The organism is Rhodococcus sp. UFZ-B548 (assembly GCF_903819475.1).
Lineage (GTDB): Bacteria > Actinomycetota > Actinomycetes > Mycobacteriales > Mycobacteriaceae > Rhodococcus_F > Rhodococcus_F erythropolis.
Genome location: NZ_CAIJDS010000010.1, coordinates 26,442 through 48,775 on the forward strand (window position 1 = coordinate 26,442; position 22,334 = coordinate 48,775).

General features: G+C 61.9%; 22 protein-coding genes. 12 read left to right on the forward strand and 10 right to left on the reverse strand.

What is annotated here, in order from left to right:
* Positions 1–41: 41 nt before the first annotated feature.
* Genes H7C86_RS11550 through H7C86_RS11560 form a run of 3 tightly spaced genes read right to left on the reverse strand, consistent with a single transcriptional unit; the run spans position 42 to position 3,217 of the window.
* On the reverse strand, positions 42–1,685 hold the full coding sequence (locus H7C86_RS11550; RefSeq protein ID WP_182261546.1) for an AMP-binding protein: 1,644 nt from the start codon (positions 1,683–1,685) through the stop codon (positions 42–44).
* 14 nt (positions 1,686–1,699) lie between these two features.
* On the reverse strand, positions 1,700–2,581 hold the full coding sequence (locus H7C86_RS11555; protein WP_182261547.1) for a crotonase/enoyl-CoA hydratase family protein: 882 nt from the start codon (positions 2,579–2,581) through the stop codon (positions 1,700–1,702).
* Between the two features lie 42 nt (positions 2,582–2,623).
* The gene (locus H7C86_RS11560) at positions 2,624–3,217 is read right to left on the reverse strand and encodes a TetR/AcrR family transcriptional regulator (RefSeq protein ID WP_020909519.1); all 594 of its coding nucleotides are present in this window, start codon (positions 3,215–3,217) and stop codon (positions 2,624–2,626) included.
* A gap of 123 nt (positions 3,218–3,340) precedes the next feature.
* Between H7C86_RS11560 and H7C86_RS11565 the strand changes: the two genes are divergently transcribed.
* Positions 3,341–3,982: a nucleoside/nucleotide kinase family protein gene (locus H7C86_RS11565; protein ID WP_182261548.1), complete on the forward strand. Its 642-nt coding sequence runs from the start codon at positions 3,341–3,343 to the stop codon at positions 3,980–3,982.
* A 177-nt stretch (positions 3,983–4,159) separates the two neighbouring features.
* Here H7C86_RS11565 and H7C86_RS11570 read toward each other — a convergent pair whose 3' ends face one another.
* Entirely contained in the window at positions 4,160–5,794 is a 1,635-nt protein-coding gene (locus H7C86_RS11570; RefSeq protein WP_182261549.1) for a N,N-dimethylformamidase beta subunit family domain-containing protein, read from the reverse strand.
* Between the two features lie 255 nt (positions 5,795–6,049).
* Between H7C86_RS11570 and H7C86_RS11575 the strand changes: the two genes are divergently transcribed.
* The 3 genes from H7C86_RS11575 to H7C86_RS11585 all read left to right on the forward strand — a co-directional run bounded on the left by H7C86_RS11575 (position 6,050) and on the right by H7C86_RS11585 (position 8,755).
* Positions 6,050–7,096, forward strand: coding sequence for a LacI family DNA-binding transcriptional regulator (locus H7C86_RS11575; protein ID WP_021331689.1), 1,047 nt, complete (start codon positions 6,050–6,052; stop codon positions 7,094–7,096).
* A 90-nt stretch (positions 7,097–7,186) separates the two neighbouring features.
* Positions 7,187–8,053, forward strand: a complete 867-nt coding sequence (locus H7C86_RS11580; RefSeq protein ID WP_182261550.1) for a S9 family peptidase — start codon at positions 7,187–7,189, stop codon at positions 8,051–8,053.
* A 336-nt stretch (positions 8,054–8,389) separates the two neighbouring features.
* Positions 8,390–8,755 carry an ANTAR domain-containing protein gene (locus tag H7C86_RS11585; RefSeq protein WP_029537179.1) on the forward strand — a complete coding sequence of 122 codons (366 nt, stop codon included), beginning with the start codon at positions 8,390–8,392 and terminating at the stop codon, positions 8,753–8,755.
* Positions 8,756–8,891: 136 nt separating this feature from the next.
* On the opposite strand, the gene H7C86_RS11590 is transcribed toward H7C86_RS11585, so the two are convergent.
* Positions 8,892–10,226, reverse strand: coding sequence for an MFS transporter (locus tag H7C86_RS11590; protein WP_182261551.1), 1,335 nt, complete (start codon positions 10,224–10,226; stop codon positions 8,892–8,894).
* On the reverse strand, positions 10,223–11,941 hold the full coding sequence (locus H7C86_RS11595; RefSeq protein ID WP_182261552.1) for an amidohydrolase: 1,719 nt from the start codon (positions 11,939–11,941) through the stop codon (positions 10,223–10,225). The genes H7C86_RS11590 and H7C86_RS11595 overlap by 4 nt, the downstream gene beginning before the upstream one ends.
* 224 nt (positions 11,942–12,165) lie before the next feature.
* Between H7C86_RS11595 and H7C86_RS11600 the strand changes: the two genes are divergently transcribed.
* From H7C86_RS11600 to H7C86_RS11630, 7 genes are all read left to right on the forward strand, one after another.
* Positions 12,166–13,068, forward strand: a complete 903-nt coding sequence (locus tag H7C86_RS11600) for an Lrp/AsnC family transcriptional regulator (protein WP_182261553.1) — start codon at positions 12,166–12,168, stop codon at positions 13,066–13,068.
* A 79-nt stretch (positions 13,069–13,147) separates the two neighbouring features.
* Positions 13,148–13,804, forward strand: a complete 657-nt coding sequence (locus tag H7C86_RS11605) for a FadR/GntR family transcriptional regulator (RefSeq protein ID WP_182261554.1) — start codon at positions 13,148–13,150, stop codon at positions 13,802–13,804.
* Positions 13,801–14,604 carry a class I SAM-dependent methyltransferase gene (locus tag H7C86_RS11610; RefSeq protein ID WP_182261555.1) on the forward strand — a complete coding sequence of 268 codons (804 nt, stop codon included), beginning with the start codon at positions 13,801–13,803 and terminating at the stop codon, positions 14,602–14,604. Before H7C86_RS11605 ends, H7C86_RS11610 begins: the two co-directional genes overlap by 4 nt.
* A 125-nt stretch (positions 14,605–14,729) precedes the next feature.
* Complete coding sequence (locus tag H7C86_RS11615; RefSeq protein WP_166655080.1) at positions 14,730–15,212, forward strand: acyl-CoA thioesterase; 483 nt, start codon at positions 14,730–14,732, stop codon at positions 15,210–15,212.
* A 46-nt stretch (positions 15,213–15,258) separates the two neighbouring features.
* Positions 15,259–16,539, forward strand: coding sequence for an NAD(P)/FAD-dependent oxidoreductase (locus H7C86_RS11620; protein WP_259349087.1), 1,281 nt, complete (start codon positions 15,259–15,261; stop codon positions 16,537–16,539).
* A 69-nt stretch (positions 16,540–16,608) separates the two neighbouring features.
* Positions 16,609–16,932: a DUF6292 family protein gene (locus H7C86_RS11625; protein ID WP_182261556.1), complete on the forward strand. Its 324-nt coding sequence runs from the start codon at positions 16,609–16,611 to the stop codon at positions 16,930–16,932.
* An 80-nt stretch (positions 16,933–17,012) separates the two neighbouring features.
* Positions 17,013–18,434, forward strand: a complete 1,422-nt coding sequence (locus H7C86_RS11630) for a DUF2252 domain-containing protein (RefSeq protein ID WP_029256548.1) — start codon at positions 17,013–17,015, stop codon at positions 18,432–18,434.
* A gap of 4 nt (positions 18,435–18,438) precedes the next feature.
* On the opposite strand, the gene H7C86_RS11635 is transcribed toward H7C86_RS11630, so the two are convergent.
* The gene (locus tag H7C86_RS11635) at positions 18,439–18,696 is read right to left on the reverse strand and encodes a WhiB family transcriptional regulator (RefSeq protein ID WP_003943196.1); all 258 of its coding nucleotides are present in this window, start codon (positions 18,694–18,696) and stop codon (positions 18,439–18,441) included.
* A 19-nt stretch (positions 18,697–18,715) separates the two neighbouring features.
* Positions 18,716–19,255: an HNH endonuclease gene (locus H7C86_RS11640; protein ID WP_020971175.1), complete on the reverse strand. Its 540-nt coding sequence runs from the start codon at positions 19,253–19,255 to the stop codon at positions 18,716–18,718.
* 334 nt (positions 19,256–19,589) lie between these two features.
* Between H7C86_RS11640 and H7C86_RS11645 the strand changes: the two genes are divergently transcribed.
* Positions 19,590–20,600, forward strand: coding sequence for a low specificity L-threonine aldolase (locus H7C86_RS11645; protein WP_019745824.1), 1,011 nt, complete (start codon positions 19,590–19,592; stop codon positions 20,598–20,600).
* A gap of 1 nt (position 20,601) precedes the next feature.
* Here the strand turns inward: H7C86_RS11645 and H7C86_RS11650 are convergent, their stop codons facing one another.
* Entirely contained in the window at positions 20,602–21,456 is an 855-nt protein-coding gene (locus H7C86_RS11650; RefSeq protein WP_020909534.1) for an LLM class flavin-dependent oxidoreductase, read from the reverse strand.
* Complete coding sequence (locus tag H7C86_RS11655) at positions 21,453–22,316, reverse strand: patatin-like phospholipase family protein (protein ID WP_182261557.1); 864 nt, start codon at positions 22,314–22,316, stop codon at positions 21,453–21,455. Before H7C86_RS11655 ends, H7C86_RS11650 begins: the two co-directional genes overlap by 4 nt.
* Positions 22,317–22,334: the final 18 nt, after the last annotated feature.

The window sequence follows — 22,334 nt, forward strand, 5'->3', positions numbered from 1 at the left end:
ATAACCCAGACAGAATCGCTCCGACGTGCTAGGGGCTCGGGTCAGCTGACGACGCCGTAGGCGCCCTCGCCGACCAGGCTCGCAATTCGATATTTCTGAATCTTGCCCGAGCCGGTCAGAGGAAATGCTTCTGCACTGAACCACTCCTTGGGTGCTTTGTGGCGTGCCAGTCGCTCGGTGCAGAACTCGACCAGTTCGGCTGCGGTCGGCTGGTCGGACTCGTCTTTCCACCTGATGACGGCAACCACCCGCTCTCCCCATACCTCGTCGGGCACACCCACGACCGCCACATCGAGGATCTTCGGATGTGTGAAGATCACGGACTCGACCTCTCGCGGATAGATGTTCTCCCCGCCGCGGATGATCATGTCCTTGAGCCGGCCGGTCACCCGGACGTATCCACGCTGATCCATCGTCCCCAAGTCGCCGGTATGTAACCAACCGTCCTTGTCCACGGTGGCGGCCGAAGCCTCCGGGTTGCGGAAGTATTCGGTCATGACGAGGTACCCGCGCGCGCAGATCTCACCTTGTTCGCCGAGTGGCACGCTGTCCCCGGTCACCACGTCGGAGATCTTCACCTCGACCTGCGGCAACGCGAGACCGACCGTCTCCGATTTGTCTTCGGGGGTGTCGGCGGGGCTGGTCTGCGTGATCACGGGGCTCGCCTCGGTTTGTCCGTAGACGATGCTGAACCCCGCACCGAAGGCCGATTCCACCGTGCTCACGAGTTCGGGCGGGACCGACGACCCACCCGACACGACTACCGAACAGGTCGAGAAATCGCGGCTCGCGAAGCTGGCGTCGTTGATCATCGCGATCAGCATCGTCGGAACTCCACTGACCACGTCGGCCCGAAAGCGTTCCGCCGCATCGAGAACCGCAGTCGGGTCGAAATACTGGATCAGACCGATGGACATTCTTCGCTGTGCGGCACCGAGAACCAGGATGCCGCACCCGGCAGTGTGAAACAGCGGCATCGCCGACACCACCGAACCCCGTTCGGGGAATTGACCTCTCCGACTGACGAAATCGGCATTGTTGACCAGTCCTCGGTGATGCAGCAGCGCACCTTTGGGAACTCCGGTGGTTCCCGACGTGTACTGGATCTGCGCATTGTCGTCAGGAGAGACTTCCGGCAGTGCGCCCCGTTCGCCGGCCCAACCTCGAACCTGACGATCCCAGTCCTCGAAGTTCACTGCCAGAACTTCTGCTCCCGCAATCGAAATCGCCTCGGATGCCACCGCTGCCATGTCGCCGCCGCGGAACTTTCCGGTGTGGAAGAGCCCGCGGGACTGGGACTGCGACAAGACGTACGCCAATTCCTCCGCACCCAATGCCGGATTGGCAGTCACCAGAACCATTCCGGCAAGCGCGGCGCCGTACTGCAGAATCATCCACTCCGGAATGTTCGGAGCCCAGACCGTTATCCGGTCGCCGCGGTCGAACTGCGACAAGAGGTAATGCGCGCACCCCTCCGCTTCACCCAGGAGTTCCGCAAAGGTCCAGGTGCGATCCGTCTCGGAGGCACCGGACAACGAATGCGATTGCGCCGGAACTACTTCTCGGATAGCAACCAGGTTCGGCGAGTCCGCGGCGCACTCTCGGAGCAGCCCGCCGACCGTTTGTTCCACTATCGGGTCCGACACGTCCGCGGGGAAGTACGACGTTTCGAGAACACTGCTCATCTCACATCCACTTTCTATCGTGAAGGGGTGTCGGATGCGGGGAGCGGCCCGCCTCCGTCTGGAATCTTGCGGCCGGAATCGCGGTACTGCACCGCGGCGTGAAATCCGTCGCGTTCGGCAAAATCCTTGAACCAGCGCCCTTCCGGCGAGTGGCGCGTGATTCCGTCGAACAGGGTTGCCAGCACCTGTGTGCCCTGCAACCCCATGTTGTCGTACGCCTGATTGATCATCATCTTCTGCATTGCCAATTGATTGAGCGGGACACCGGCGATGCGATCCGCCAACGCCTCCACCGCAGCGTCCAGTTCGTCGGCCGGCACCGATTCGAGTGCCAATCCCCAATCGGCGGCGGTGACACCGTCAATGGTGTCTCCCGTCAACAACATTCGCTTGGCGCGTTGCGCCCCGAGGCGGTACACCCACATAGCTGTGGTCGGGCAACCCCAGACGCGAGCAGGCGGGTATCCGATGCGGGCGTCGTCAGCCATGATCAGCATGTCGCAGGACAGCGCAATATCGCTTCCGCCTGCGACTGCATGACCCTGAACTTTGCAGATGGTCGGCTTGAGCGATCGCCAGAGGGTGAAGAAGTCATCGGTGTTCTGCTTCATGCCCCGAAAGTCCTTGATGGGGTCCCACACCGGGCCTTGATTCCACTTTCCGTCGAGATCTCCTTCGGCGAACTTCTTGAGGTCGTACCCGGCGCAGAACGCCTTGCCTGCGCCTTGCAAGATGATCACGCGAACGTCGTCGTCGTCATTGGCCGCCGCAACTGCATTTCGGATGTCCGACGGCATCCGATCGTCGATTGCGTTGAGCCGATCGGGGCGGTTCAGCGTGATGTACGCCTTACCACCAGAGGTCTCGTATTTCAGGGTCGCAAAATCTGTCATCATCGGTCCTGTCGATCGAGCGCATCTCGAACGAAACGAGTTGCGCTAGTTCTGGGTGAGCAGCAGGCGAACGACGCCCGCCCATTGACTGATCGAACGACGCGCAGAGGCATCGCTCTTGTGTACCGCCCGGGACAACGCCAAACCACGGAGCATCAGCACGGTTAGATCTGCAATTTGCGAATAGTTCTCGGAAGCAACAATTTCAGGCCCGAACGCGTCATGGACAACTCGCTGCAAATCCCGCCCGGCGACGCGCTCCGATTCGCGGAGAACCTCCGCCAACACCGGATCCGTCCGAGCCGCCGACCACAGTTCGAGTTCCGCTTGGAACGGTGGCTGAGTCAACGCCGAATACAAAGCGGAGATCGAGTTCTCGATCGTATCCACCGACGGGTCCTGTCGAGACATCGCCGACCTCACCGCCGCTTCGTTCCGCACGACGATGTTCGACACCAACGCGGCAGTGAGCTCCTGCATATTCGGAAAGTGGTGCAGGAGAGCGCCCCGACTGACTCCGGCAGCCGTTTGAACCGACTGCGTCGTCAACGACGAATACCCGTCCGCTATCAGTAAATCCGTTGCCGCATCGAGAATCCGGTGGCGCGTGGCTTCGCGCTGCGCGTCACGCAGGGTCACGGTCACACCTCCAGCCTCTCGAGTGGCATGGCTCACAGTTTCACAGTCCATTCAGACTGTCAATGGTCGAAGACCGCCGGCGTACCCTCGATCCACCGGACCTCGGACTGATCGGAGCAACAAGTGAGGACCTCACCGCCGACCGTCTCGCTGACGCTCGATCAACTTGCCTCACGTGCCGCTTCACTGATCACCGACAGCGGCCGACACATTCTCGGCATCGCGGGAGCCCCTGGAGCCGGGAAATCGACGGCTTCACAGGCAATTGCGCAGAAACTGGACTCACTCTGCACCGTCGTCGAGATGGACGGCTTTCACCTTGCCAATCGGGAACTCGACCGACTCGGCAGGCGTGGACAAAAAGGCGCTCCGGAAACTTTCGACGCCGACGGATACGCGGCGCTTCTACACCGCCTCCGATCGGCAGACTCCATTGTGTACGCGCCCGTCTTCGATCGCGAGATCGACGAATCAATCGGCAGCGCAACCGCTGTCGAACCTCGAACACCGTTGATCGTCACCGAGGGAAACTACCTCCTCCTACCAAACGGCAGCTGGCCACAAGTACGAGCGGCGATCGACACCGTCTGGTACCTCGAGGTTCCGGAGGCGACACGCACGCAGCGGTTGGTGAAACGCCACAGCCGCTTCGGGAGGAGTTCCGAAGCGGCCGCGGACTGGGTGAGGCGGGTGGATCAACCGAACGCCGACGTAATCGCAGCGGCCAGGTCACGTGCGGATCTGATCGTGGAGATCCGCACGTGACTGTCGAAGTTCGGCAGCTCCCCACACCCACCCGTCATCCAACTGAACGGCGAAGACTACGGTAGTTTGGATTAAAAACCCTGGTCAAGTCGATTTAGTATCTCCATACATACGTACGTATGGATCCTCTTTCGGCCATCATCCTCGGGCAACAAACTCTACCGCTGGTCGCCGCCGTCAGTCTGGCTCCTCAGTGAAACTCGACAGTTGCGCAGCAAACAGATTCAGCACGTTTGCGGTTATTCGTTCGGTGAAAGGATCCCGGTGAATCAGTCCACTGACCCACTCGGTCGTCCCGGCATTGAAAACGGTTCCGAGACCGCGCCGATGTGTCGCCACCATTCCCGAACCGTATTCGAACTCGCGCAGATGCTCGGGGAGTTCTCTCCCATAGGCACTTTCGAAGATTCCCGACACCTCGGCGAGGGGCGCACCAATCGGAGCGGTGCCGTTCCAGTTGTCCCGTGACCCCGAAACTGCCGGCGCCATTGCGATGATTTCCAGATCCTCTGGTGCACCGTCGACACCGGTGGCGTACGGCAGACCCTTCCTGAACGTGTAGTCCGCACCGTCCATTGCGAAAGCAGCAATACAGACCGGCGCGATTCCGAAGTTGTCACCGTAATACAGGTCGGTTCCGTTCAATGCCCAATGATCGGGCCGGTATACGGTAAAGCCGCCGGATGACCTCGGAGCTGTTGCACCGTAACGGTTGTACACCCCCGCCATCGCAGTCAAACCCATCGTCCACGCGCCCGGCCGATCAATCTCGGGGGAATCCCATGCCGTGGTGACGCGGGTGGGGTCTACTTCTCGTATGGGATCGCCGAAGGGGTTCTTGTAACAAATCTGCGCGTCACCTTCGATGCGTACCTGCCACAGGAAGTTCCCGCCGAATCGCGCCAGGCCGCCTCCTCCTTCGACAAATGCGTCGAGACGATCACGCATTTCCCACGACCAGTACTCGTCGTGACCGACGACGACTGCACACGAATATCCGCGCAGCGCTGAAGGATCCTCATGTAGGTCGTGCTGGGTGATGTGGTGTACGAGAAACGCTTGCTCCTCCGCCCACACCGTGAACGGGCGTTCGTACGTCGCCCAGAATGCGTCGGCGTGATGGCGCGAGTATCCGTTCACCCAGGCCCATTCGTACGGCGGGTGCCGCGGAACCCATCCGATTCCCGGCATATCGGTGTGAATGTTTCGCGCTGCACCTTCGGGTTTGCGCAACATCCCGCGCGCGATGGGACGCTGCGTCGACGAAATCGGTGTCGCAACGTCGCCGAAACCGTCCGGGGCACCACGGAAATTGTTGGCTCCGCCCCAGTCGTTGTAGGCCAACATCGTGCTCGTGGTGTGGATGAGGACCATGTCAGCGTGCTCGGGTTCACGTGCCTTGACAATGAAGAAGCCCTCACGTTCGACGACCACACCTTCGTGGCGCATTCGAACCAGGATCAGGTACATCCCCGAAGCCCAATTCGGTGCAACGGTGAAGGCAACGGATTCCGACCAATCACACCCGGTCGCATAGGCGTCGTCGGGCGTCGACTGTTGTTTTCCTGGTAGCCCGATGTACTTGACGATGCTCTGTGGGCGCGCGCCGTCACGGACCACCTCGATGTCGTATTCGTCAGCGGTGGTGTGGACCCGCACCGAGACGGTATCGCCGGCGAAGTAGGAGAACTTGTCTGCGTAGACCCAGATCTCGGGTGCACCCGGAATCAATCCCGGCCGTTCGACCAAACCACCAGCGGCCGACCACGCGGCAGCAGCACCCGCGCGACGTGGACGGGTTTTCTCTCTCATGGGGTAACTCCGTGGATCGTCGTATTTAGGCGCAGGGACTGGGAATGAGGGTGCCCGAGGTCGACCGAATTTCACTCGAAGTTGTCCCGGTGTTCTACGAGAGTGCCGAAACGTTTCGGCATAGTCAATAGCTTTGATGAAACGATTCGGCGCAATTTCTTCGACTGAACAATCGTCCGCCAGGTTCCCCCTGCCGAAACGATTGGGCGTTACTCTTGAGTAGAAACCGCCCAGCAACTAGAGGACGCGACCCCGATGATCACGCCGAACGTCCCGACGCTTCGCGATGTCGCGACAGCCGCCGGCGTCGCCGTGTCCACAGTTTCCTACGCACTCAACGGCAAGGGCAGAGTCGACTCTGCCACCCGGGCGCGTGTTCAAGAGGTTGCGGATCGCTTGGGTTACCGAGCCAATCGGTCGGCACAAAACCTTCGCTCGGGTCGAACCGCCACCCTCGGGTTGATGCTCCCGGCTCCGGACGAGCCTTCCTCGGCCGAGTGCCTCAACTTCGACTGGTACGGCCGTGTGGCGACCGCCGCCACACAGGCAGCGTTCCACGCCGATCACTCACTCCTGCTGTTGCCGTCGATGAAAGACCCGAACGGACTGCGTCGCATCGAGATGGACGGTGTGATCGTCGTCGACCCGATGATGCACGACCCTCGCGTCGACATCTTGAAGAAACTCGGAATACCTTCTGTCGTAGTGGGTCCCGGCAACCCTGAGCAATTCGGATGGAGTATTTCGCCGGATCTCTTCGCCACGACCGAAACGCTCTTGAACCACCTCACCGAACAGGGCGCAACGGATATCCTTGTCCTCAATCCCGGAATGGATTCGGCATGGACTCGCGCAACGACCATCGCTTACCTCGAATGGTGCCGCATCCACGGCGTGTCGCCCCGAGCCACCGACGACCTGGCGTCGTTCGAGGGCGTCAATTCCGTCGAACAACTCGTCTCCGCGGCATACGGGGCGACTCACAAAGCACTGACATCCGAGAATCCCCCTGACGCGATCCTCTCGGTCATCCTCGGTTGCGCCCCCGCCGCTGCACGAGCGGCGCTCGATCTCGGCCTGTCAATTCCCGGAAGTATCTTGATCGCCCAGGACAGTGACGAGCCCGCTCTACTGATCTCCGATCCCCCGATCACCGCCGTCGACTTCTTCCCCGAAGAACAAGCAGCTTTGGCGGTGGATGCACTGCTCGCCCTGATCGACGGTGACGAACCCTCTGCGCCGACCCACACCCGTAGCGAACTACGAATACGAGCAAGCACCGCAAATTCGCTCACCCCATGAATTCACTCGGCACCGATAGACTGATTTCCTGACAATCGTCCGTCGCAGACCGAGAGGAATCAAGCCATCGCGCACCGCTCCCGCGACCGCTTGGCCAGGTACCTCGCCGTAGCGCTCGTCTGCATCTTCACGCTCGTGATCTCGGTCGCCAGCGCCACCGGTCTCGACCGCGATGTCCCTGCGGTACGCATCGCTTACGCCGCTGCCGCAGATACTTTCGGCGATCTGTATCTTCCACCCGGATCGGACGGCGACCTGCCAGTCGTCGTATTGATCCACGGCGGCGGCTGGGCGCAGAAGAGCAATCTGGAGTACGCGGGTGCGTGGGCAAAAACGCTGACCCCCTACGGAATTGCGGTCTGGAACATCGAATACAGACGTATAGGTGGGCAGGGCGGTTGGCCGACTACTCTCTCCGATACCGTTGCGGCGACCAACGCGCTTGCCGGCATCGTTCAGGAAAAGGCCTCCGGGCGACTGGATTTGGGTCGCGTGCACATCGCCGGATACTCCGCGGGCGGACAACTGGCCGCGTGGGTCGCGTCGCGACCACAACAGGACACGGATGCTCCCGCGCCTGACCTCACCGTGCCGATTCGTTCGGCGACGATCATGGCCGGCGTCTTCGACATGACACTCGCCGCAACCGCGGGCAAAGATCGATTTGTTCGAAATCTTCTGGGCGGCATGCCGGTCGATCACCCTGACCGTTACCGCATCGCGTCACCGATCGAACATCTCCCCACCGGGCTCCCCGTCACGGCGATCCACGGACTCGGCGACAAGGTCGTGTCGGTCGAACAGAGCCGGCGCTATGCCCGTGCCGCACGAGCAGCAGGCGACGTGGTCGATCTGATCGAACTACCCGGCGTCGGCCACGGCGACTTCGGAAACCCGACAACCAACGCCTGGGCTATCACCAAGCAAGCAGTAATCGATCACGTAAACACTCCTTGAGCAGGTGAAACCGCCTACTGTGAGCATGATCGCCCGCAAAAGGATTAGCTGAAACCAACTCCATGACGTACGGTGGGGTTATCAGAGGGCAGCCGTCAGTCAGGCAGCCGGTCGCTTCGCCCGGAACGACAGTTCCAATATTCGTTCCAGGGGCAGACTTCCAGTTCGGTGCAAATCCGCGCCTTTGATCACTACGCACTTTCATCAGTCCCGCAGATTGTTGACCAGGCCGAAGGCTCCGACAGAGTCCGCCGCCAATCGCGTACCGACTGCACCAGTATCAACATGCGCTACACACCGCACGGGTCCAAAACCCTTGCGGTTCAAAGGAATACCTTGTACAACACCATGATTCACCCCGACGACACGAACAACCAGACGAACAGTGTCCCGACAAACGGACTACGGATCCCGACCAATTCGGGCCGTCTCCGCGAACGGGCTCTCGAAATTGTCTGCACGCTCTACCGCTGCAGCACCGACGAAGCCGCCGACCTGCTGGTACGACATTCTCAGACCAACAACCTCAAGGTCACCAGCCTGATCAAGGCGCTTGTCGCCTTGATCGACGAGGACACCTCCGGCACCGGCTACGGAAGCAACAACGCGCTGGCGTCTCACTTCTGGCTTCGCGAGATCAGGAATCTCAGCCAGGCCCACCGACGCAGCGATCACTTTCACCGCCATCTCGTCGGCGCGTAACAGTCGCTGAACGACAACTGACCTGAAACGACAGCTGGGGCAGTACACGGAAATCGTGTACTGCCCCAGCTTCGTGTTTTCAGTTGTCAGGCGGAAGCCGATTCTCGGCAGTCAGGCGGAAGCCGATTCTCGGCAGTCAGGCCGAGGCCGATTCCTTGTTCAGGTCCTGCCGCACACCGTCGGTGTCGGTCGCCTCGTCCACATGCTGCGGAGCGAAGAGCAGGCAGACGATGCTCAGGATGCACATGCCGATCAGCAGTGCGATGACCGGCCAGATGCTGCCGGTTGCCTTGTACATCAGCGTCGAGACCAGCGGAGACAATCCGCCGAAGATCGCGCCGGCACCCTGGTACGCCAACGAGATACTTGTGTAACGAGCCTGCGGCTTGAACATCTGTGAGAGAACGGCGGCGATCGGACCATACGTGGCAGCGAGCACCAGTCGCATGACCGCAAACGTCAGGAAGATCAGGAAGACGGATCCGGACTTCAGCACCAAGAACTGCGGCGCGGCGAGTATCGCGACCGCAGCGAGACCCCAGATGACCACGCGGACGCGCCCCACCTTGTCGCCGAGCCACGCCACGCCCAGGGTCGCGATCAACTCGACCACCGCGGCGACACTGAGCGCGTTGAGAATCAGCGTCTCCGACAAGCCGACGTCGGGGTCGGTCGCGTATGCCGTGATGAAGGTCGTCACGAGGTAGTAGCCGCCGACTGCGACCGGCAGAATGCCGATGCCCAGGATGATCGGACGCCAGTTGGTCACCAGTGCGTACTTGAGCGGCAGCATCTCCGGGACGTCCGCGGATTTCACCTCGGACTCGAAGACCGGGGACTCCTCGACCTTGAGGCGAACCAACAAGCCGACGAGGATCAGCAGCGCCGAGCACAGGAACGGCAGACGCCAGGCCCACTCGCGCAGCGCGTCGTCGCCGAAGGTGGAGAGAATGCTGAAGAACCCGGTGGCCAGAAGGGCGCCGGCCGGGTTGCCCAGCTGAGCGAATCCGCCGTAGAAAGTCTTCTTGTCCTCGGGAGCATGCTCGACGGCCATCAGGACCGCGCCACCCCATTCACCGCCGACGGCGAAGCCCTGAACGAAGCGGAGCAGAACCAGCAGCAACGGCGCCCAGAACCCGATCGACGCGTAAGTGGGCAACATGCCGATGAGGAAGGTGCCTGCACCCATCAGCGTCAGGGTGACGACAAGTGCGGTGCGCCTGCCCATCTTGTCACCGACATGGCCGAACACGATTCCGCCGAGCGGGCGAGCGAAGAATCCGACGGCGTACGTCGCGAACGCCGCCGCAACGCCGGTCAGGCGATCGGTTCCGGGCGGGAAGAAGATGTCACCGAATACCAGGGCGGCTGCCGTGGCATATACGTAGAAGTCGTACCACTCGATGGTTGTACCGACGAAGGCTGCAAATCCCGCCTTGCGGGCCTTCACGATCTGTTGCTCTCGGTTCATTGCTTTTCCTCGGTGGTCGAAGTGCTCGACAATAGGTGGTTATGACCTGAATGTGCGAGTTCGCCGTCGATCCAGGTCTCCCGCACCTCGATCTGCGCAATCGCGTCGGCCGGAACCTCGAGGGGGTCCGCGCCCAGAATGACGAAGTCGGCCCGCTTGCCGACCGAGATGCTGCCAAGTTCTGCTTCACGGCCCAGCGCACGTGCACCGTTGAGCGTGTGAGCCTGCAGTGCCTGGTCGGCGGTGATGCGGAGTGCATCGGAGCCGAGCTGATGGCCTTGACGCGTCACACGAGTGACGGCTGCTTGAATTGCCTCGAGCGGCTTGGGCTCTGCGACCGGGGCGTCGGAGCTGATGGTCACGGGAACCTCGGCAGCGATGAACTCCCCGAGCGGGTTGAACCGCTCACCCGGAGTTCCGATCGCAGCGGTGACGCCCTCGCCCCAGTTGTAGTAGTGCTGCGGCTGGTTCACCGGGTACACACCGGCCAGGTTCATCCGGGCGATCTGCTCGGCCGTCGGGAGCCCGCAGTGCTCGATGCGGTGACGCGCGTCGGCGTCGGGGTGAGCCTTCTGCGCAGCTTCGATGGCGTCGAGCACCATGTCGATGGCCGTCGGTGACTGAGCGTGCGTGGCAGTCTGCAGACCCACGGAGTGTGCCTTGGCAATCAGCTCCGAGTAGTCCGCCGGCTCATGGTAGAGCTGCCCGGTGCGGCACGGGTCGCCCACGTAACCGTCGGGGAAGTATGCGGTCCAGCCGCCGAGAGTGCCGTCGGCGTAGAACTTGATGCCGCCGAACGCGAGCCGCGAATTGCCGAAGGCGCCGTGCATTCCCGTGTCGATGACGTGATCGAGGAGATGGCTGAGCATGTACATGCTGACACGGGTCTTGAGCTGATCCTGCTCGGCCAGACGCAGGTACATGTCGAATTCACGACGCGTCACCTGGCAGTCGCCGATGGTGGTGACGCCGCCGGCCAGGAACTTGTCCTGAGCGACCGACAGCTGGCGAAGGTGCTCTTCCGGCTCGTCCTCGAGATGGAAGTTGGGTCCGTGATGGCCGACCTTCACACCGTTGACACCGGTGAGGATGTTGCACGCGGCGTCGGACAGCTCGCCCGTCAACTCGCCGTCTGCATCTCGGAAGAACTCGCCACCGGCCGGGTTCTCAGTGCTCGCATCGATGCCGTGCTTGTCGAAAGTGAAGGAGTTGACGACGCCGCCGTGACCGCTCGCGTTCATGAGGTAGACCTCGCGATCGGTGGCCACCTGATCGAGCTCTTCCTTGAGCGGATGGCGCCCTTCGATCAGGTTGCGGTGCTCATAGCCGTATCCGCGAATCGGGACACCCGCAGGAGCTGTGAGTGCCGCTTCCTGAAGCAGGGCAATGATTCCGGGAATCGAGTGCGCCTTCTCCGGTCCGCAGTCCACCCAGCTGAGCATCTGTCCGTACATCAACGGGTGTGCGTGCGGATCGACGAATCCGGGGACGACGGTGGCGCCGTCGAGTTCGACCACCGCGGTCGTGCGAGTGCTCAGGCGTCGCGCCTCCGTGCGGCATTCCTCGAGTGTCCCCACCGCGGCAAAGCGGTTTCCGAACACCAGGAACGCTTCGGCTCCCGCCGTGCTGTCGTCAACGGTGTGGATCTTGGCGCCGGTGAAGATCGTGGCGGTGGCGTCGAGCGGCGAGGCTTCGTGCGTGTGCAACTTGCGCATGGTGGTCCTTCGTCGAGATGGTGGTGCAGGTCACTGCGTGTTGAGCGAAAACTACGCCCTGACCTGGAGCTATGCAATGCATCAAAGTTTCAGACCAGGTGGTACACAACCTTTTTGTACAAGTTTTCGTGCATTTCTGCACTTATCCACATCATCTATGCCCACATGCGACTGTTCTAATAGGAAGCTCATACAGAAAAATCTCTGGAAAAGTTGGGGCATCCATGACGGTCGATCTCGATTCCAAGCTCATAGCTGCTCTTCAACGCAATGGGCGAGCGACGTACCGCGAACTGTCCGTGGCGGTCGATGCCCCACGCGCGGCAGTGTCCACCAGGGTGCAGGCACTACTCGACTCGGGAACGGTGTCCGTGGTTGCCGTCGCACACCCCGAACTTCTCGGCCTGAAGGCACTCGCACACGTGTCGATCGCCGTGTCCGGACCGATGACCCCGGTACTGGACGCGTTGATCGAATCCGAGGCTGCCGTGTACATCTCGGCAGTCAGCGGGCAGTACAACGTGATCGCGGAACTTCGGGTGCCCAGCCACGACGATCTGTACCGCGCCATCGCCGAACTCCGCTCACAGCGTGGCGTCAGATCCGTGAGCACGCTGGTCTACGTCGACGTCATCAAGGGAATCTTCATGCCCGAGACCGCTTTACAAGCCGACATCCGACTCGATTCGACGGACGTCGCCTTGATCGAACTGCTCGAGCGCAACGGTCGCATGCCATTTCTCGAGCTGGCCGAACACACCGGCCTGTCGCCGAGCGCTGTGCGCAATCGCGTCAATCATCTGATCTCGAGCACGGCACTGCGCGTCGGTGCCGTCGTCAAGCGGCGAGGTGGTGGCCGGTCGCTGGCGATGGGCATCGGCGTCAATCTCGGCTCACGGGACGACAACGCGGTATCGGAGATCGAGTCGCTCCCGGGAATCGAATTCCTCGCGCGGACTCTGGGACGGTACGACGTGATCGCTACGGTCGCCGCCAACTCGTCCAACGACCTCCATGCCTTGTCCGAGCAAATCCGGGGCATCGACGGTGTCAGCGGCTTGGAATCGTGGGCGCATCTCGAGGTTTTCAAGGAGCACTACGCCCGCAGCCTGGACGTACGCGGATAGTTCACAAGTCATTGACCCACTCGTGAGCGCACGCTAACCTCGGACAAAGTCATTGACCCACTTACCCGAGGTGGCACACATGTCCGATTCCGGACGCAAGGTAGACATCGTCGCCGCGGCGATCGAGGAGGCGATATCGACCGGTCGATGGCCCGTCGGATCAAAACTCCCGCCGGAGACCGCACTGGTCGAGGAATTGGGAGTCGCCCGAAACACCATGCGCGAAGCGGTACGGGCGCTTGCACACGCCGGAGTTCTGTCCGTTCGTCATGGTGGCGGCGTCTACGTCCTGGCGGCGTCGCCGGTGGAAGGATTACTCGGGCGCAGGCTCGCCAGAGGTGACGTTCTCGACGTACTGCGCTTGCGACGCGGACTCGAGGTCGAAGCCGCGCGACTTGCAGCGCAGCGCCATACCCCCGAAGATCTCGCGGGGATACATGCAGCCTGGAATGCCCACCCCGGTCACGTCGGCGGCTTCACTGTCGAAGCCGGCATGGCCCTGCACCTTTCGATCGTCGAGGCGTCCCACAATTCCGCACTGATCGACGTCTACCGGGGAGTCCTTGCCGCCGTGACGGATTCGCTGTCCGCAGTCAGTGTCGGTCCAGGTTTCCACGTCGACGAGCACCGACCCTTGATCGCGGCCATCGAGGAACGCAACCCCGACGAAGCAGCGCGCGCGGCGGGCGCAGCGCTCGATACGGTCATCGACGCAGTCGAAAGGAGTTTGTCGTGAAACAGGGAAACTGGAATGGTACGACGTATTCGCCTCTTGCCGAGCAACTCTCACCGGCATCGACGGAGGCACTGCGCTCGATCGGGGACGTGAGCACGGTGCACGACGTCTGCGCCGGAACCGGGAACTTTGCGCTCCCGGCGGCCCAGTCCGGTATGACGGTCCACGCACTCGACCTCTCCGCCAGCCAGCTCGAGGTCGCGCGCAAACGCTGGATTCCCCACCCCGGCACTACCCAACCCACCTTCACGATCGGCGATGCGCAGTCTTTACCCTGGCCGAATTCGAGTGCCGACGCCTGCGTCAGCATCTTCGGGATCATCTTCTGCCCCGACCCCTCGATTGCCCTCGCAGAGATGATGCGGGTGACCCGGCCAGGCGGAAAGATCTGCGTCGCAACGTGGTCGGAGAACGGGTGGGCAGCAGCACTCCGCCGGGAGGCCGCCTCGGCGTGGAATGGCATCACACCACTACCGACGACATGGTCGAGCTCGAGCGAATTCGAGAAGGCGGCAGCCGGATTGGAATCGGTGAGCTCGGCCTCCCACCTGCTCGAGTGGGAACTACCAGCCGGATCGGATCCCGTCGAGGAACTGTGCGACCAGGCACCGGCGTTGAAGAACTTTCGCGAGGCCGTTCGAAGCACCGGGAATTGGGCTTCGATGTCAGCGCATCTCCGCTCGACGCTCGAGCCCTATCTCAGGTCGAGTGCGACAGGCCCCGTCGCCACCAGCGAATACATCCTCCACGTTGGCACTGTCCCGAACTCTGACACCGCGTTCTTCCGAACGCGCGGGTAACCCTCTTTGCCGGATACGGTCTCTTCACCGTCCACCGACCCGAAGAGGCCCGCTCGATGTCCGAATCGAACTCCCTGCCCGAATTGAAGCAAGCATCGCAGCAAGCATCGAAACAAACCTTGTCCATGACCGTCCTCATGACGCCGGACATGTCCAATTTCTCGGGCAACGTTCACGGCGGAACGATTCTGAAGTTTCTCGACCAGGTCGCCTATGCGTGCGCGAGTCGATACGCCCAGACGTACGTCGTGACCCTGTCGGTGGATCGTGTGGTGTTCCGTGAACCGGTGCATGTCGGAGAACTCGTCACGTTCAGCGCTTCCGTCAATTACACCGGGCGCACCTCGATGGAAATCGGAATACGCGTCGAAACCGAAGACATTCTTCTCGGAAAATCTCGACACACCAATAGTTGCTACTTCACGATGGTCGCAATGGGCAGCGACGGAAAACCGGCCGAGGTAGCCCAACTCCGGCCGACCGGAACAATCGCGAGGCAGCGATTCGAGGCCGGTCGTCGGCGTCGTGAACTGCGCAGAGAGAACGAGCTTCGTGAACAGTCCATCCGGGCTGCAGTTCGGGACTTAACGCCCGAACACGATGACTAAATCCAGTAAAAATTTAAGTTATAACCTTATGCATTAAACTGATCGAGTGACTTCGAAGGCACGGGAAAACTATGACGTTGTGATTGTCGGCGCGAGCATCGCGGGATGCGCGGCCGCAATCATGTACGCCCAGCAGGGTCTGCGGATAGCGCTTCTCGACGCTCGCTCCGACATCCGGGCGCACAAAGTCCTGTGCACTCACCACCTACAACCCTGCGGTGCCCCGATCTTGCAACGACTCGGCGCCACGGAAAAACTGCTCGCCCTGGGAATGGTGGAAACCGTTCCGAAATTCTGGACCCCGTGGGGAATGATCACCCCTGATGCTGCAGAGAACTCACCGCCGCCCGGATTCAACGTCCGAAGGGAAACTCTCGACCCCCTCCTGCGCCAACTCGCGAACGACTACCAGAACGTCGACCTTCTTCTCGGACATCGTGTTTCCGGACTACTGACCAAGAACGGCACTACTGCAGGCGTCTACGGCACCGAACAGGGTTCGGCCTTCACTGTCGAAGCACGATTGACCGTCGGAGCAGACGGCAAGGATTCGACCGTCGCACGATCCGCGCGTTGCGACTCGGTGAGTGCGTCCAACGGGCGCTTCAGCTACTTCGCTCAACTCTCCGGACTCGAACGACCCGACGGAGAATCTTCATTGTCGTGGTTCATGGATCCCGACGTCGCCTATCTGCTCCCCAACGACGGCGGAATCAGCGTGCTGGTCGTCTTCCCTGCCCTCGACAAGCTCGGCCCGTTCACTGACGACCTGTCTACTGCTTTCCTCGCGTACGCCAACGCATTACCCGGCGCTCCGCCCGTTCGCCGAGAGCACATCGTCGGGAAGATCGTTGGTACCAAACACTTCTCCACAATCCTCACCGACCCGGTAGGTAACGGGTTCGCACTCATCGGCGACGCCGCGGCAACCAACGACCCGTTATGGGGCATCGGATGCTCGTGGGCACTGGAGACCGCTCAGATGCTGGTCGACGCGACCGCCCAAATGCTGACGGAGACGACGTCACACACACTCGACTCGCATCGGAACGTGAACGCTGCCTTGACCGAATACCGCAGTGCCAGAGCGAGTATGACGAAACACATCGATTACATGAGCGGTTACGCCGGCGGGCGAAAGTTCACCGCGATCGAACGTCTGCTCATCTCCGCGGCCACCCATGACCACGACGAAGCCCAAAGGTTCTACTTGTTCGGTTCCCGGTTGATACCCGCCGAGCAGTATCTCTCGACTCGCTCGGTCGCGCGGGCAGCACAAAAACATCTCAGACACCGTCTGCGTCGTAGATCTGTGGCCGGGACGTAATCTGCCAAGCGTTTTTTCGGCGCCGGCAACGGGGAACCCTCCGATCGCAACCGAGCCGGAGGAGCGACCATGCGTGCACACATCGCCATTCCGAGTGAATCGACTTGTCACAGGTACGTAGTCGCCGTCGCCAGCTCCACCTTCGCCGAATCGGTCATCTGGTGCGACGGCCCCGCGTTCGCCGCAGTACTCGTTCTGGGCAGCGAGATTCCGCAGCACAGTGGCCACCGAGCCGTACTCGCCTGGAATCACTACTTCGGGTGGGCGCTCGGCGTGGAAACGACACCGGATACGTCGTTCGCCGTTGTCGAATGCCTCGGTATCGGGAGAATGCCGGACCCGGAACTGTGCGCCGACCGCGCTGTCGAGTTGATTGCCCAGGCGGGTAGTTAAGGAACTCGTCGCGCGGCGCGCAATCAAGCGGGCATAGGATCGAGCGCGAGTTTCGCACGCCCGACGAAAGAGAGCCCGACATGGACCCGGTGAACAGGCCTGCCGGTCAGCTGGCTCTCGAGAACGAACCGGACGGCAGGGCGACTTTGCGGGCGCGTCAGACGCCCCGCAGTGAGCGTCGCAAAATCGGGAAGGGCCTGCGCAAGCGAGTAGCACGATCGTCGCTCGGTGATTGGACGCCCCCGCCCAACCGACGCGATCCGGTCGATCAGGTCAACACGGCACACGAGGGAAGACTCGACTGGTTGGTTCCGATTCGTGTGGGACGCATGGTCGCTTCACCGTACGGTTTCCTGCGCGGTACCGCCGGCTTGATGGCAGAGGACATGGCGCAGCTCCCGTCCACCGGCATCACTCCCGTCATCTGCGGGGATGCGCACGTCGGAAACTTCGGGTTCTACGGGTCCCCGGAACGCGAACTTGTCATAGACCTCAATGATTTCGACGAAGCACATCCGGGTCCCTGGGAATGGGACCTGAGAAGGTTGGCTGCGAGCATCTGGGTGGCCGGGCGGCAGAACGGTCTCACCGAAGCTGAATGCGAAACAGCAACAACCTCGTGTGTGTCCGCATATCGCCTCCACTTGGCAAAGCTGTCCGAGCGTCCACTGTTCGATCGCTCCTTCGACCGGGTCGATCTCGACGGACTCACCGACCACGTCACTGATCCCGGGTTGCTGGCCGAGATCCGACGCGCCGCGGAGCGCGCACGACGGCGTACGAGCGATCACGCGGTACCCCGGTTCACCGTCGAGGATCACGGACGGCGCCAGTTGGTCGAGAACCCGCCGCTCACAACACGACTCACGCCGCAGGACACCGACTTCCTCCTGGAGGGTCTGGACGAGTATCTCGAAACCCTTGCACCACACTGGCGCCGAGTCGTCTCGGGATACAACGTCATCGACGTTGCGCACCGGGTTGTCGGAGTCGGAAGCGTCGCTCTGCGTGCGTATGTCGCCCTGTGCGAAGGGAGCATCCCGGACGACGTCATCTTCTTGCAGCTCAAGCAGGCTCGCCGATCCGTCGTTGCACCCTTCGTGCACGGTGACTCGGCCTGGCACGACCATCAAGGACGACGCGTCGCGGAATACCAGCAGGCTCTCCAGACAGTCAGCGATCCACTGCTCGGGTGGTGCACCGTGGACGACCGCCAGTACTACGTCCGTCAGTTCCGGAACATGAAAGGTTCTGTGGACCTGAACAATATCGATGCAGCAGCCTTGACCGACTATGTCGCGATCTGCGGTCGTCTACTGGCCAAGGGACACGCACGAACCAGTGGCGCGTCACTGATTTCCGGTTACCTGGGAACCTCGGACACGGTCGACACCGCCCTCACCCGGTTTGCTCGGCTCTACGCCGATCAAACCGAACGTGACCACGACGCTCTGTGCCGGGCGGTATCGGCCGGTACGATCGCCGCGGAGCCGGGAATCTGATCCCTCACGCCGCGACGATCCTGCCCTGCTCGAACTTCACTCCTCCCCAGATTCCGGTCTGGCCAGTGGCAGAGGCGAATTCGCGACACGATTCCGCAATCGGGCACCTGTTGCACACGTCGGTCGCGTAGTCGTATCCCTCGGACGGAAAGGGAAACCAGCGGTCCGGCTCGGGGTCTCCTCGACATTCCGCCTGCCACCAGGTTCGGTCGTCCGAGATCGGCAGAAGCTCAGCCAGATTCGAGATTTCGTCAGCGCACATCACTTACTCCTTTCGACCGTCACGTCCGACTCAATTCACGCCAGATCTTCTGCTGCACTTTCTCGATGCGTCGAGGTGCCTTCGGTTCCCACAGCAGCCGCATGCCGGCCTCAGCCGGTGTGCGATCCGCTTTGCGCTGATTGCAGGAACTGCAGCACGCCACCAGATTCCCCCACGTGTTGGGCCCGTTGCGGCTTCGCGGCTGGACGTGGTCGATGGTCGTTGCTCTGGCGGCGCAGTACGCACATTGACGACCGTCCCGGTCGAAGATGCCGGCGAAGGTCGCTCGGCTGGAATCGGTGACCGTAACCCGGTGGGCGACATACACGTACTCGGCAAGCAGGATCGTCCGAGGCAGTGGGATCTCGACGTGCTTGGAGCGCACCGGAAGTATCGGGATCACGTCTTCGGTGGACTGCGCGGAACCGGTGGCGATCAGGACGATCGCACGATCGGCGCTCACTTCACCGAGGTACTCGTACGTTGCGTTGAGTACCCGGACGGACCGGTTCATCCAACTGTGAGAAGCGGCGGTAGATGCGCGGTTCGGGTTCCGCATGAGACGTCTCAGTTCATGTCGAGGAGTGGAACTCCTGGACGTGAAGACGGGTCAGGAGCAAATGCAAGAAACGGGGAACGGCATATATCCAGCGCCACTCTGTTCCCCGAATGCAGGAAGGGAAATGCCGCGGGGTGAGTGCCCGCGCAGGTGCAACGCTTGCTTCGAGTCGCGCATGCCTGTCCCTTCCACTTCTTGTTCTCTTCACCGACGATTGCCGGCGCCCATCATCACACGGAAGGCATCCTCAGCGATATTGATTTATCACGCCGGAATAGCCGTCCAGCAAAGGCCGCGGTTTGACGCCGGAACACGCGGCTTGATCGAATGAGCCATGACTTCGTCGTACATCGACCTACGCTCGGACACCGTCACCAAGCCTGATGCGGAGATGCGGAAGGCGATGGCTGACGCCGAGGTCGGTGACGACGTCCTCGATCACGACCCGACCATGGCGGCGCTCGAGGAAGAGGTCGCACATACTCTGGGCTTTCCGGCGGCCTTGTGGGTACCGAGCGGATCGATGGGCAACCTGATTGCGCTGATGCTGCACCTTCGCCGCGGCGATCAGTTCCTCGCACCGGAACACTCTCACGTCTTGGGGTCAGAGTTGGGCACCGCTGCTTGGCTCGCACAGGGAATGCCGATGGCGCTGCCGCACGACGGCGGACCCGGACGTCCCAGTCCCGAGACCGTCGTGAAGGCGGCGGGCTCCCCCGGCCCGTACTTCACGTTGAACACCACGCTGCTCTGTCTCGAGAACACCCACAATTTCGCCGGCGGCGCTGTCATGAATCCGACGGAGTGGACGAAACTGGTCGACGCAGCGCGATCACGCGGCTTGAAGATTCACCTCGACGGCGCCCGCCTCTGGAATGCCGCTGCTGCACTCGATGTTTCGCCCACCGAACTTACTTCCGGCGCCGATACCGTCCAGGTGTGCCTGAGCAAGGGACTCGGTGCGCCGGTCGGCTCGATTCTGGCCGCATCACCTGAATTGATCACCGAAGCCCGAAGGATCCGCAAGATGCTCGGCGGCGGCGTTCGTCAGGGCGGGGTGCTTGCCGCAGCTGGCATCGTCGCGCTTCGCTCACAAGCTCGCCTGTCCGACGATCACGACAATGCGCAACGCCTGGCGTCGGGCCTTCGTGAACGCGGTTGGGCTGTCGACGAACCCGCAACCAACATCGTTCTCGCCGCCACAGCCGATCCGTCGGCCACCGTTGCTCAGCTCGCCGCTGTCGACGTCGGTGCAGTCACCGTCGCCGGGAAGGTTCGGTTCGTGACACATCGAGACGTGAGCACTGCCGACATCGACGAGGTTCTGTCCCGACTAGCCGCCTGAGCTACACCATCAGCGGTTGAACCTCCTGCGCGACAAGGCGAATGAACTCGCGGACGTCCGGCTCGTCAACGGTCGGTTGGAGTACCACGGTGGTTGCACCCGCGTCCACCCATCGCACTGCTGCGGCCGCAACGTCGGCCGCGGTCCCCACGGCAATCGCTTCCTCCGGCGACTCGCACCCTGACGCTGCGGCCTCGGCAAGGGCGCGCTCACGACCGCTGGAACCAAATGCACAGATGACGTAAACGACCACCTCGAGATCCTGCGCTCCGATATGAGCGATCGCCCGGCGAACGCCTTCCGGGGTCGTCCCACCCGAGAGCACGGTGCCCTGCGCCAACTCACCACTGAGCGCCAAAGTCTTTGGCCCCGTAGCACCGACGAGCAACTGCGGCACCTTCTCGGGCGGCCACGCCAGCTTGACGTCCGTGAGATTCACGTATCGACCGGATACCGTCACCGACTCACCGCGCAGTAATCGCTCGAGTGCTCCGAACTGCTCCCGGAGGAGGGTCAACGGCGATTCGACCTTGGCGCCGATCTGCCGCATCCAACTCTGAACGCCGTGACCGAAGCCAACCCGCAGTCGATCCGGATGAACTCTGCCCAGCGCCGAAATCTCCATCGCCGTGATCGCGGTATTGCGCATCGGAGTCGGCAGCACACCGATCGCTACTCCCAGGCGCGTGGTTTCAGCCAATACAGTTGCAGCAGTGGCTATTCCTCCGCCGAAGAAGCAGTCCTCCCACAGCCAGACCTCGTCGATACCGACTTCGTCGGCATACCCCGCATGCCGAACCAGATCTTCCGGGGATTGCTCCGGGCGCAGGACCACGGCAATCCGTGCGGCGCTCATGCCGTCACCAGAAACGCAGCGATCTCGTCAGCTGTTCGGCAACCCTGTTCGCGTCCGAGTTCAGCTGCCGGGCGCCTTGTCGCCGGCGAGAGAGAGTTGGTTCCGATCGCTTCCACGACGGCGTCGTCGGCGAAGATCGCCAGTACCCGTGACTGCGTCATCGCGTCGATTTCCTCTCGTAGGCTGCCGCCAAGCAGATTCGGGGCGGGATCGGCAGCAGGTGAAAGAACCACGACCACATCGCAGTCGGCAGCCAAATGAACATTCGAGCCACTTGCCATTCCGCCGTCCATGTACCGGTCGCCGTCGATCGTGACCACCGGCCACACCCCTGGTACGGCGCAACTCGCTCCAACTGCGTCGATCAGGTCTACGCCGTCAGCACTGCCGAACACCCTCAACTCACCGGTCTGTGCGTTGATCGCCGGGATGCGCAACACCCGCTCGGGCCACAACCGATTGGGCAGCCTTGCCTCGATGACCGCACGACGCACGGCGGGTTCGACGGTGTCGGCGGCCATCGCTGCCTCGCCGAGCGCACGAAGTTGTTCGGACCGATCCGCGGAGCCCGCGATCGCGTCGACGAACATCTGACCGAGGACCTCGACATCTACCTCCGGATCGATCTCACCGGTCGCAGCGGCCGTTTGTGCGTCGAAAAGCTCCTGAAGGGTCGCGCCGCCCGCAATCTGAGCAGTCACGGTGGAACCTGCAGAAGTGCCGATCAATACGTCCGCTGCCAGCAGCGCTGCGGCAGCGTCCGGCGATTTGTCCTGAACGCCCAACAGAAAACCGGTTTCCCAGGCGATTCCCGCAACGCCGCCACCGGCAAGTACCAACCCCAATTTCACGCCGTCCACCTCTCGTCGATCACGATC